The organism is Pseudomonas sp., from assembly GCF_026224925.1.
In the GTDB taxonomy this organism is placed as follows: domain Bacteria; phylum Pseudomonadota; class Gammaproteobacteria; order Pseudomonadales; family Pseudomonadaceae; genus Aquipseudomonas.
Genome location: NZ_JAMFRV010000339.1, coordinates 1 through 11,587, shown reverse-complemented (window position 1 = coordinate 11,587; position 11,587 = coordinate 1). Strand labels below are relative to the sequence as shown.

The 11,587-nt window shown below is 57.3% G+C and carries 13 protein-coding genes; 9 read left to right on the top strand and 4 right to left on the bottom strand.

The annotated features are described in order from the left end of the window. Together M0974_RS14925 and M0974_RS14920 are read left to right on the top strand one after the other, a co-directional pair. On the top strand, positions 1-562 hold a 562-nt coding region (locus tag M0974_RS14925; protein ID WP_297838071.1), incomplete at its 5' end, for a LysR substrate-binding domain-containing protein. Between the two features lie 11 nt (positions 563-573). Beyond that, positions 574-1,002 (top strand): potassium channel family protein, encoded by a 429-nt coding sequence (locus M0974_RS14920; RefSeq protein ID WP_297838069.1) that lies wholly within the window; start codon positions 574-576, stop codon positions 1,000-1,002. Here M0974_RS14920 and M0974_RS14915 read toward each other — a convergent pair. After that, a complete protein-coding gene (locus M0974_RS14915; RefSeq protein WP_297838067.1) occupies positions 999-1,244 on the bottom strand; it encodes an AraC family transcriptional regulator in 246 nt (81 codons plus the stop codon). The two genes, M0974_RS14920 and M0974_RS14915, sit on opposite strands and share 4 nt — an antisense overlap. A 61-nt stretch (positions 1,245-1,305) precedes the next feature. Next, complete coding sequence (locus tag M0974_RS14910; RefSeq protein ID WP_297838064.1) at positions 1,306-2,433, bottom strand: diguanylate cyclase; 1,128 nt, start codon at positions 2,431-2,433, stop codon at positions 1,306-1,308. Between the two features lie 235 nt (positions 2,434-2,668). On the opposite strand from M0974_RS14910, the gene M0974_RS14905 reads away from it, so the two are divergent. The 3 genes from M0974_RS14905 (at position 2,669) to M0974_RS14895 (ending at position 4,980) form a co-directional block, all read left to right on the top strand. Then, complete coding sequence (locus M0974_RS14905; RefSeq protein WP_297838061.1) at positions 2,669-2,995, top strand: hypothetical protein; 327 nt, start codon at positions 2,669-2,671, stop codon at positions 2,993-2,995. Positions 2,996-3,209: 214 nt separating this feature from the next. Further along, positions 3,210-3,938 carry a TorF family putative porin gene (locus tag M0974_RS14900; protein ID WP_297838058.1) on the top strand — a complete coding sequence of 243 codons (729 nt, stop codon included), beginning with the start codon at positions 3,210-3,212 and terminating at the stop codon, positions 3,936-3,938. Positions 3,939-4,209: 271 nt separating this feature from the next. After that, positions 4,210-4,980: a pirin family protein gene (locus M0974_RS14895; protein WP_297838056.1), complete on the top strand. Its 771-nt coding sequence runs from the start codon at positions 4,210-4,212 to the stop codon at positions 4,978-4,980. Between the two features lie 26 nt (positions 4,981-5,006). On the opposite strand, the gene wrbA is transcribed toward M0974_RS14895, so the two are convergent. Next, positions 5,007-5,609 carry an NAD(P)H:quinone oxidoreductase gene (gene wrbA, locus M0974_RS14890; protein WP_297838053.1) on the bottom strand — a complete coding sequence of 201 codons (603 nt, stop codon included), beginning with the start codon at positions 5,607-5,609 and terminating at the stop codon, positions 5,007-5,009. Between the two features lie 459 nt (positions 5,610-6,068). On the opposite strand from wrbA, the gene M0974_RS14885 reads away from it, so the two are divergent. From M0974_RS14885 to M0974_RS14875, 3 genes are read left to right on the top strand one after another with little or no spacing between them, the layout of a single operon-like run. Beyond that, positions 6,069-7,238 (top strand): aromatic ring-hydroxylating dioxygenase subunit alpha, encoded by a 1,170-nt coding sequence (locus tag M0974_RS14885; protein ID WP_297838050.1) that lies wholly within the window; start codon positions 6,069-6,071, stop codon positions 7,236-7,238. Positions 7,239-7,293: 55 nt separating this feature from the next. After that, positions 7,294-8,955 carry a choline dehydrogenase gene (locus tag M0974_RS14880; RefSeq protein ID WP_297838048.1) on the top strand — a complete coding sequence of 554 codons (1,662 nt, stop codon included), beginning with the start codon at positions 7,294-7,296 and terminating at the stop codon, positions 8,953-8,955. A gap of 22 nt (positions 8,956-8,977) precedes the next feature. Next, complete coding sequence (locus tag M0974_RS14875; RefSeq protein WP_297838046.1) at positions 8,978-10,051, top strand: GlxA family transcriptional regulator; 1,074 nt, start codon at positions 8,978-8,980, stop codon at positions 10,049-10,051. A 2-nt stretch (positions 10,052-10,053) separates the two neighbouring features. Here the strand turns inward: M0974_RS14875 and M0974_RS14870 are convergent, their stop codons facing one another. After that, positions 10,054-10,782 (bottom strand): class II aldolase and adducin N-terminal domain-containing protein, encoded by a 729-nt coding sequence (locus M0974_RS14870; protein WP_297838043.1) that lies wholly within the window; start codon positions 10,780-10,782, stop codon positions 10,054-10,056. Positions 10,783-10,985: 203 nt separating this feature from the next. Here M0974_RS14870 and M0974_RS14865 point away from each other — a divergent pair. Next, positions 10,986-11,587 (top strand): aldehyde dehydrogenase family protein (locus tag M0974_RS14865; RefSeq protein ID WP_297838040.1); only part of this gene is annotated, 602 nt, incomplete at its 3' end.

Here is an 11,587-nt window from a genome sequence, read left to right as displayed (position 1 = left end):
ACGTGGCAGTGGCGACATCGAACTGGGCCTGCTTGAGATGGTGACCCTGCAACAAGTTGAAGCACTGAAAAGTGGCCGGATCGACATCGGCTTCGGGCGGATTCACATCGACGATGCGGCGGTGGTACAGACAGTAATAAGCGAAGACCCGCTGGTGGCCGCCCTGCCCGCCGGGCACCCGCTGCTGGGAGCGCCGGTGAGTCTTGAGCAATTGGCTCTGGAGCCTTTCGTGCTGTATCCGGGCAACGTCCGGCCCAGTTACGCCGACCATGTACTGGGGCTGTTTGCTCGTCACAATCTGAAGATACGCGTGGCGCAGATGACCAACGAGATGCAGACCGCCATTGGCCTGGTGGCGGCAGGTATCGGCATCACCGTGGTGCCCGCCTCTGTTCAACGCTTGCACCGCCATGACATCGGCTACGCCCCCCTGCTTGATCCTACAGCCACTTCACCGATCATCGTCAGTCATCGGGTTGGGGATGAGTCGGCGATTCTGCAGTTGTGTCTGAAGCTGATCAGGGATTCCCTCGTCATGGCACCGGCCACATTAGTCGATTGAGGTAGTACTGGATGATTGCGGTAACCCTGGTCAATCTGGTGGTAATCATCACCGCAGTGATGATTCATTACGAGTGTCTGTTGCGGATGAACCTACTCCTTTCAAGGCTCAACCGACGACATCGCTTCAGGATCGTATTGGGCGTTCTCGGCGCCATGGCGGCCCATGCCCTAGAGGTTTGGTGCTTTGCACTGACCTACTACCTAATCATTCAATTTGGCGATTGGGGGAGCCTAAAGGGCGAGTTCGACGGCAGCTTACTGGATTGCGCCTACTTTTCTTTCACCACCTTTACCACTATTGGCTTCGGCGACATTCACCCTGTCGGCCACATCAAATTCCTCACCGGGCTAGAGGCTCTGACCGGGCTTATGTTGATCACATGGACGGCGTCGTTTTTGTTTCTGGAAATGCAGAAATACTGGAAGCCGGAACGCTAAGCTACAGCCCTGCCCACTTTGAGCTGCGTCCGAGCAAACTGGATGCGCCTATTGACCAGGTACGCATGGGGCGTCAGCCCAAAACGCACCTTGAACTCGCGGATAAAATGCGAGCGGGAAAGGTCGGCGATCTGGCAGAGTTCAGCCCGCGAAAGCGGCTCTTTGAAATTTTCGGCAATGAGCGTTGCGGCTTTGAAAAGTCTTGAGGACTCAATCTTTACATCCTCAGAATTGCTTTGCATACGCCCGGGTTGCAGAAATCACTGACACAGACCATAGCTTAACTCAGCGACTGCAAACCATTTACTCGGCCACCACCACTTGATTGCGTCCCAGCGCCTTGGCTCGATAAAGCGCTTTGTCTGCACTGTTCATCAAGTTGTGCAGGTCTTTATCATCGATATGCGCTGAGGCTACACCCAGGCTGGCGGTGATGTAGTTGACCGGCTCTGCCTTCAAACCGGCAATGGTCTGTATAAGTTTCTCAGCGACGCCAAGAGCGGCCTCAATGGAGGTGTCCGGAAGCAAAACAGCAAACTCCTCTCCCCCAAGCCTGCCGCAAACGTCAGCTTCGCGAAATGACGTGCTGATGACCCCACCAATTTGGCGCAGCACCTGATCTCCGACCTGATGCCCGTAGGTGTCATTGATAAGCTTGAAGTGGTCCATATCCAGCATCAGCGCGCACAACGGTAGCCGATTGCGCTGGCAGTAACTATGCAGCTGCTGGGCGTTATGAAAAAAGGCTCGGCGATTCTTCAGGCCGGTGAGTTCATCAGTCTGCGCCGCATGGGTAGAGATGCTATGCGCCCGCTCCATTTCCCGTGTTAAGCGGAAGGCCTTTTCCAGCGCATCCGAGAGGTTGCGCGAAGCGCTAACCACAAAGGACGAAAATACCAGAACAGCCACTGCGATACCGAATTGCATCGGCGAAACCTGAAAAAGCAGCCATACGGTGCACGGTAACAACACCAAGCCGATGGACACCAATGTCATGTCCCGGTAGGCCGAGTAGCAAGACACTGCGCTGACCGACATCCCGACCGCAAACAACATAACCAGAACCTGAGCCAGCAGGTCGTTGGGTGGCATGACGGCTAAAGCGCCCGCGCCCCAGATACCGGCAGACAATGCGAGCGTACTCCAGTATCTACGCTCCCAGCGCCGAGGAGTGCGTTCGTGTAGAGGGCTGCGAAAATAGACAACGAACATCAAAATGCGCAGCAGCGAAGACGCCGTCAAAAGGCTTATCCACCCAACAACAACGTTGCGCTCAAAACGATCCCTGCACAGCAAGCACAACATGGCAGCGCCCATGAAACTACCAAAAACTGCAGAAGTGGATTGCCGGAATAACTGATGCAGTCGGTCTGTTCGAACCTGCTCTTCTATAAGGATATCCTGATCACGCTTACGTCCTAGGCTATCCATTTAATCCGCCTGATCATTATTGTCGAACAAAAAACCAGTATGGCAGCCTGCCACCAACACGAACATCAATCTTGTTGCCACCTACAACATTCCATCCAAACGGGCATCATCGTGGCCGCAAACCAACCTGTTACGAGGTCAGTAACGATCGTTTTTACGTGTTAGACGTAGGGTTTGCATTGCAGGAATAATCCGGCACCGTAATTAGCTTAATCGACGAGACGAGTAGCACTTCATGGAACAACAAGAGTGCCTGTCCCCTGTCACCGCGCGTGAGGTCTATCAGGTATTACGAGATATAGCGCTGCAAACCAAGACAATGCACAGAATCGACAACCAACCCTGGGCCGATTCGCACACCGGTCCGGTGGTAGTGGAAGTCGATGGCTGGGGGATTACTTTGATCATTGATTGCGACACGCTCAGCTATTGCGCTGCCTGCACTACCCCGGACGGGCGGATTGGCAGCCTGAAGACTTGGCCGCGATTCGGAACAGACCCTGTGAGTTTTTTGAGCCAGTGGGAGCATGACCAACTGGAGCGATTGCTTAGGGTGCTTTGATGCGGGCCTCGCGCCAGCAAAACGGCCGAACAAGAAAATACGTCTGCCCAAGCGAAGTTTACATTTTTTGTACTGAAATCGACCGGCGGTCGAATCGTCCGCTCATTCGCCGGTATGCTGGCGAAGCTCTAGCTCGCGGTTCTTGTCAGGCTTACAGGCCACATCGATCAGACACCATCGGTTCCACTCCTCAGTAAAACCCAAGGAGTGAGGAATGCCTCATGCTCGCTGTTACGCGCTGATTGCCAGCACTTTGCTCGTTTGCCAGACCGTCGGGGCGCAGGTCATCGACCGAGAACTCGGCGACTTCAGCCTCAAGCTCGGAACCACGCCCAGCCGTAGCATGGCTCAAGGTCTAGTTACGCCCACGAGCGGTGACTCAGCTTTCCACGGGGGTCTGGACCTGACGCATAACAGCGGCTTTTACTTTGGTCAGTGGTCACCCAATGCCGGCATCGCGCCGGACAGCACGCTCGAAGTCGATTCCTACATGGGCTTTAAAAAGCCGTTCGACAAGACACTGGGTTACGAATTGGGTGTCATCCGTTATAGCTACCCCAACACTGAGCAGATCGACAGCCACGAGCTTTATGCTGGCTTCCGGATTTTCGACTCCCGCATCGGCACTGCGTTCAGCAACGACGCAGGACGCCAGGACAGTACGCTGTTTCTCGATCTGGGAGGCATCGTTCCGCTAGGATTCGATTTGCGCATGCAGTACGGCAATCACCAACTCGACACGCCAACCTTGATTGAAGGTGGCAGCATGGTCAGCGCCTACAACGACTGGTCGTTCAACGTCTCGCGACCCTTGATGGGCATGGACATGAACCTGATGTACAGCGGCTCGAGCCTCACCGGCGCCGATTGCGGTGCGTACAACGGTCACAACACCGGGTGCGAAACCACCGTCACGCTCAAGGTTGTGCGCTCGTTTTTTTGATTGGCTGGACTGGCGCTTAGCGTCGAGAAGGTGTGTTAGCCGGAGGCATGCGCCTCATTGACCGAGTCACCGTCCCAGCACGTAAAACCGGGTGTCCACAGCCATTAAGGGAACGCTGCGCCTCCCCCGCTTTATCATGCCGCGTACGATCGAACATCGCACTACGCGCACAAACCATCGAGATGCTCGATTATTTTCGTCAGTTTTTAAGGATTTTAGCCATCCATTAACCTGATTAAGCTATGCGCCTCACGCATTTTGGCAGCAACTCATGTTAGAGATTCGCAAAGCCGGGGAGCGCGGTAGCACCCGCTTACCTTGGCTCAAGTCCCGTCACACCTTTTCGTTCGGTGGCTACAAAGATCCTCAGGAAATGGGCTTCTCAGACTTGCGCGTCATTAACGATGACTGGATCGTGCCCGGAAAAGGGTTTGGCCAGCACGCCCATCGCGACGTCGAAATCTTGACCTATGTGCTGCAAGGAACCCTGTCGCACCGCGATACGCTGAGTAACAGCGCAAAGATCAAAGCGGGTGACTTCCAGCTCATCAGCGCCGGATCGGGTATCGAACACAGTGAATTCAATGCATCCCCCACGCAACCCGTTCACTTACTCCAGATCTGGCTGACACCTCATTCGTTGCGTACGAAACCCAGCTATCAGCAAAAGCATTTTCCGCTTGATGAACGGCGCGGGAAGCTCCAACTGGTCGCCTCGAAAAATGGGCAAGATGGCTCGCTAAGAATCCTTCAGGACGCGAAAATCTATGCTGGCCAGTTCGGCTACGGGGATACATACACATTGCCCTTATCGAGCCGTAGGCATGTCTACGTCCATGTCGTCACCGGCAAGCTCAAGGTCAACGGTGAGACTGTCGCGGAGGGTGACGGCCTCAAATTGACGGACACTCAGACGCTTACTTTTTCCCATGCCGTAGATGCGCAGATTCTCGTATTCGATTTGCGCGCAGAAAACGGCAAGACTTCAAAAAAACAGTCATTCGGTATCTGCGCAACCCGGGCATGCGCAAGACGAAATTGAATGTGCCATAGAGCATCGCAAGGCTATCAACCGTTCGTTAGTTTTGCAGTTAGTTTGGCCACATATTCGCCTTGATATCGCGCAATACCTAGTTCGCGAACATCGGGCTGGCGGGAGCCATCACCGCCTGCAATGGTAGAGGCGCCATACGGAGTGCCACCACCGACTTGGGAAACATCAAACAATGCCGGGTCGCTATACCCGATGGGCACAATGATCATGCCATGATGCGCTAAGGTCGTCCAAGTAGATGTAATTGTCATCTCTTGTCCCCCGCCAGTTCCTGTTGACGTAAATACACTTGCTATTTTTCCAACCAACGACCCTTTAGCCCAAAGGCCGCCTGTCTGGTCTAGGAAGTTTCTCATCTGCCCCGACATATTGCCAAACCGCGTTGGGGTACCGAAAATAATTGCATCATAGTCACCCAGTTCTGATGGAGAAGCCACCGGAGCCTGTTGGTCGGTTTTACCGTGGGCAGCTTTGAATGCCTCAGCGTCCATTATTTCTGGCACACGTTTTACCGTGACTTCTACCCCTTGTACTTTGCGCGCACCTTCGGCGACGGCTTCAGCCATCTGCTCGATATGACCGTACATCGAATGATACAGAACGAGTAACTTTGCCATTTTCAAATCCTCTCGCGATGGGTTCACAGTAGCCCTTCCGGACAGTTGGGTAATCAATCTTGAAAGCCAGCTCACTATAAGCACCTCAAGCACCTTGTGATGTCGATGTTATAAATTTGCCGTATTTTACAATAGCGTAAATATACAAAATATAGACTTCTATTCTGCCTATCTACTTTGATAGTCGGTTGATTGCGCCGCAACATTGCCAGCCTGTTTATTATAGATGCGCTATTTACCTTCGCCGAACAAATTGGCGATATCAGACCGCTGGAACTCTAGCGCAGCCAACGGCCAGCACTTCCTTACTGTCCTCGGTCACCGAGCGGCAGCCCAACGCTTGATGTTTTTCCCTGCCAACTGGTCGCATTTCATCAATCGCGCCCTCTCCCTGCGCCCTAGATTAACTCCCAGAACAAGTTGCCGTGCCGTGCGGCCAGTCACTGTGGAGATATCCCCATGCAAAGCTTTCAAACTCGCAAGCAGCAAAGCCCCGTCGACGGTTGGGACCATCAGGACCCGGAAGAAGCCTTCACTCTGCCCTCGCGTTACTTCTTCGACGAAACCCTGTTCAAGGCCGAGCGCGACAACATTTTCATGCACGCCTGGCATGTGGCCGGGCACGTCAGCGAGTTCGCCGAGCCGGGTCAGTACGTGGTGACGAATCTGTTCGACCAGAGCGTGGTAGTCGCAAAAAACCGTCAGGGACAGATCCATGCTTTCCACAACGTTTGCCAGCATCGCGGCAATCGCTTGCTCGAGGATCGTCGCGGCACCACCGGTGGCGTGGTGCGTTGCGCCTATCACTCGTGGTGCTACGAGATGGACGGCAGCCTGCGCAGCGCCCCCCGTTGCGAGAAGATGAAAAACTTCGAGTTGCAGCAGTTCAACATTCCACAGGTCCGCACCGAAGAACTGGGCGGGTTCATTTACTTCAACCTCGACCCGGCCGCGCCGTCGTTGCGGGACCTGTTCCCCGGTGCCGATGAGGAAATGCGTCGGGTGTTTCCAGACCTCGACTGCATGCGCCTGATCGAAGAGCAAGAAGTGATCGTGCCGGCCAACTGGAAGGTGATCATGGACAACTCCATCGAGGGTTATCACTTCAAGTTGTCGGGGCCATGCCATATCGAGCTGGCCAAACTCATCGACTTCAAGGGCTATCAGTTGAGCAAACGCGACAACTGGTGGACCTACATCGCCCCGGCCAATCTCTCGGTGACTGAAGCCTACGGCGTGCCGCTGAAAAGCGAGGTGAACCCGAACGAATGCTTTTTCAACATCGGCATGTGGCCGAACAACACCTTCTACACCTTCCCGTTCTCGGAGTTTTTGGGCTCGTTCATCATGATCCCGCTGGACGCCGAGCGCTCGCTGCTGCGCTTCGGTTACTACTCCACCAACACCGAGACCGCCGCCGTCACGGAGTCCTGCATGAAGTGGATGAACGAGGATCTTGGGCCGGAAGACATCGCCTTGAACATCTCGGTGCAAAAAGGCCTGCATTCCCTGGGTTACGACCAGGGTCGCTACATGATCGACGCCCAGCGCAGCAATGAAAGCGAGCACCTGGTGCATCACTTCCATCGACTGGTGTTCAACGGCATTCACGGGCCTTCGGCAATCTGAATCGTTCAGCAGCCTTTTTCTTCATAAAGAGCCTTGAGATGGAGCACAGCGAACCATGGCCGATCATGAGTTTGATTACCTGATTGTGGGCGCAGGGTCTGCGGGCTGCGTGTTGGCCAACCGTTTGGGCGAAGACCCGGCGCTGCGGATTATGCTGCTGGAAGCCGGCCCGGCGGACAAGAGCTGGACCATCGATATGCCCTCTGCAGTGAGCATCGTCGTCGGCGGCTCGCGCTATAACTGGAGCTACAGCTCCGAGCCGGAACCGTATCTGGATGGACGCCAGATCGGCACGCCGCGTGGCCGGACGCTGGGCGGTTCGTCGTCGATCAACGGCATGGTCTACATCCGTGGCCATGCGCGGGATTACGACGGTTGGGCCGAGCAAGGTTGCGAAGGCTGGAGTTATCAGGAAGTGCTGCCGTACTTTCAGCGGGCGCAAACCCATGCCGACGGCGCGGACGATTACCGAGGGGCGACCGGGCATCTGCATGTCACGCCTGGCGACACACAAACGCCATTGTGTGCGGCGTTTATCGCGGCGGGTGCCCAAGCCGGGTATGGCTTGAGCAGTGATTTGAATGGCTATCGTCAGGAAGCCTTCGGGCCGGTGGATCGCACCACGCGTGCCGGGCGTCGCTGGAGTACTTCTCGGGGTTATCTGAGCGAGGCCCTGACCCGCGGCAATGTGCGGGTGGCTACCGACGCGTTGGCGTTACGAATTCTGTTCGACGGCCAACGCGCCACCGGGATCGAGTACGAACAGAATGGAGAGATTCATCAGGCCCACGCCCGACGCGAAGTGCTGCTGACCGCCGGGGCGATCAACTCGCCACAGCTGTTGCTGCTCTCGGGCATCGGTCCGGCGGCTGAATTGCGCGATCTGGGCATCACGGTCAAGCATGACCTGCCCGGCGTCGGCCGACGGCTCAACGATCACCCGGATAGCGTCGTGCAGTACCTGTGCAAGCGGTCGGTGTCGCTTTATCCATGGACTACCGCGCCGGGAAAATGGTGGATCGGCGCACGCTGGTTCGCCACTCACGACGGGTTGGCGGCGAGTAATCATTTCGAAGCTGGGGCGTTCATCCGCTCCCGGGCCGGCGTCGAACATCCGGACTTGCAGCTGACCTTCATGCCGCTGGCGGTGAAGCCGGGCAGCGTCGATCTGGTGCCGGGCCACGCCTTTCAGATCCATATCGACCTGATGCGCCCCACCAGCCTGGGCAGCGTCACGCTGAACAGCGCAGACCCTCGACAGCCACCGCGTATCCTGTTCAATTACCTGAAAACCGAGCAGGATCGAGCCGACATGCGCGCCGGTGCGCGGCTGGTGCGTGAGATCATCAAGCAACCGGCGATGGCCACCTTCAAAGGTGAAGAGCTGGTCCCCGGCCCTCACGTCCAGAGCGACGAAGCCCTGGACGCCTGGGCCAGAGAGGTCACGGAAACCGGCTACCATGCCAGCGGCACCTGCAAGATGGGACCGCTCGGCGACCCGGAAGCGGTGGTCGATCCGCAACTTCGGGTGCATGGCCTCGACGGCTTGCGGGTGGTGGATGCCTCGATCATGCCAGTGATCGTCAGCGGCAACACCAACGCGCCGACGGTGATGATCGCGGAAAAGGCCAGCGACTTGATTCGCGGCATGCCACCACTGCCGAACTCTGATGCGCCGGTGTGGATTCATCCGCAGTGGCAGACACAGCAACGATGATGCTTGAACGCAGAGATCACTCATGAGTAATCAACCGTCTGACAGTGCAGCCCCCCAAGAAACCCGCTTCACTTGGCGTCGCGGCGATGTCGCGCCGCTGCGGGTGGCGGTGCTGTTGTTGCCGTCGTTTTCCAACTTCGGCCTGGCCGCGGTGCTGGAACCATTGGCCATTGCCAACTGGCTGACTCAGCGCCAGTTATTCCAGTGGTCGCTGCTGTCCCTGGGCGGTGAACCGGTACAGGCCAGCAATGGCCTGACCACCGTGGCGAATGATAGTTTACGGACCGATCAGGGTTTTGATGTGTGCCTGGTGATCGCCAGTTTCGATGTGCACAAACACAGCCGGAACCTGTCGCTCAGGAGTTGGCTGCGCAAACAGGCGTTGTTCGGCGCGGTGCTGATGGGCGTGGAAACGGGCACCGAACTGCTGGCAGCGGCCGGCGTGCTGGACGGCTATGAAGCCGCGGTGCATTGGGACAATCTTCAGGGTTTTCAGGAGAGCTATCCACGGGTCCACGCCAAACCGCAGCTCTATACCCTGGAACGTCAGCGCACGACCTGCGCCGGCGCAACGACAACCCTGGACATGCTGCTCGGCTGGATCGGCCAAAGCGTCGACAGCGAACTGGCGCGGGAAATCGGCATGCACCTGTTGATGGGGCAAGTGCGCACGCCAGCGGACAATCAACTCGACGGCGGCCTGACTAACTCCGGAATGTACGGCAGCAAGATCCGCCGTGCGGTGCAGTTGATGGAACAGGCGCTGGAGGAACCGCTGGATTGCGAAGCGATTGCCGACCAGGTCGGGTTATCACGGCGACAACTGGAGCGGCAATTCAAGCACCAGACCGGCCTGTCGCCACTCAAGTACTACATCACGCTGCGCTTGGCCAAGGCCCACAGTTTGCTGCAGCAAACGCGCCTGAGCGTCGCGCAAGTGGCGGTCTGTTCAGGGTTTGGTTCGTTGGAGCATTTTTCCCGCACCTACCGCGCCCGCTTCGGTTGCCCACCCAGCGAGGATCGCAGCCAGATCTGGACCGCCCCGGTGATGCGCCAGCCGCTGCGCAAGGAGCACCGGCCGGTCGATGCGGATTGATTTTATAGCCGATAGCCCGCCTCCTCCTCATCCAGAATGCTCATCAACGCGTTGAAATGCTTGTCGGCAAAGCCCGGATAGTCAAGCCATTGCCGGCAGGTCTTACGGGCGATTTCATCGCTGGCAACGCGCAACTCGCAGCCGGTGGACAGCGCGGTGATGTAGGTCTCGCAGGCCCGTTCAAAGTAGTACAGATCATCGAACGCCTGGGCGATGGTCGGCGCCGCCACCAGCAAGCCATGATTGCCCATCAACAGAATCGGTTTGTCCCCCAGTAGATGACTGACCCGCTCGGCCTCGTCCCCCAGCCCCATGCCGTCGAACCCCTCGTCAATGGCTACCCGCTCAAAAAACCGCATGCAGTTCTGCTCGATCGGCGGCAGCCGCGAATCCGTCAGACAGGCCAGCACCGTCGCGTATTTGGAGTGGGTGTGCAGAATGCAACGGGCGTGTGGCTGATTGCGGTGCAAGGCGCTGTGCAAGGCCCACGCGGTGATGTCCGGCGCGTCCGGGCGGTCGAGGCTGGCGCGGTCATCGGTATTGACCAGCAGCAAGTCGCTGGCCTTGATCCGCGAGAAATGCTTGCCATACGGGTTGATCAAAAACTCCCGGCCGTCCCCCGACACCGCCACGCTGAAGTGATTGGCGATGGACTCGTGCAGGTTCAGCCGCGCGGCCCAGCGGAAAGCGCAGGCCAGGCGGATTCTCAGTTGCTCGACAGGTTGATTCATCGCGTCCCCCACTGATCGTTTATCGGTTGTTTGGCAGTGTAGAGAAACGTCCGGCGCGCACTTGATGGGAAACGACGTTGACTGCCGTTATCAAGGAGCGCAACGCCTGTGAGAAAGCGGCGTTGTTATGCCGTGTTTGATCAAGAGCAGCGCTATCGACCTCGCCATAGTGATGGCCAAGACCCACTTGGCTGGAGATGCAGATGCCGCAGATTTCGTTGTTCATTGCAGGTCAATGGCAGGCGCCACAGACGGCGCGTTACCGCGACGTTATCAATCCCGCGACCGAAGAGGTGCTGGCGCAGGTGTCCTTGGCCGGGCCGGTCGACGCGCAGCTCGCGATCACTGCCGCGCGCTGGGCATTCGACGAAGGTTCGTGGCCATCGATGGCGGTTACTGAGCGCGCCCGGCTCATGCAACGGATTGCCGACTTGATCGAGCAGGATGCCGAATATCTTGCACGTCTGGAGACCCTCAACGCCGGCAAGACTTTCGGCGAAAGCCTGGGCGACGTCGGCAACGTGGTGGCGACGTTTCGTTATTACGCGGCGCTGCTCGAAACCGAAAGCGCCAGCGTCAACAGCCACGCGCCAGCCCATGTCATTAGCTTCAACCAGCGCGAACCGGTGGGCGTATGCGCCTTGATCGCGCCGTGGAACTATCCGTTGTTGCAAGCGGTATGGAAGATCGCCCCGGCGCTGGCGGCCGGCAACACCATAGTGTTCAAGCCCAGCAGCCTGACGCCGATGACGGCCCATCGTTTAACCCAATTGCTGGAGGAAGCAGGCCTGCCCGACGGCGTGTT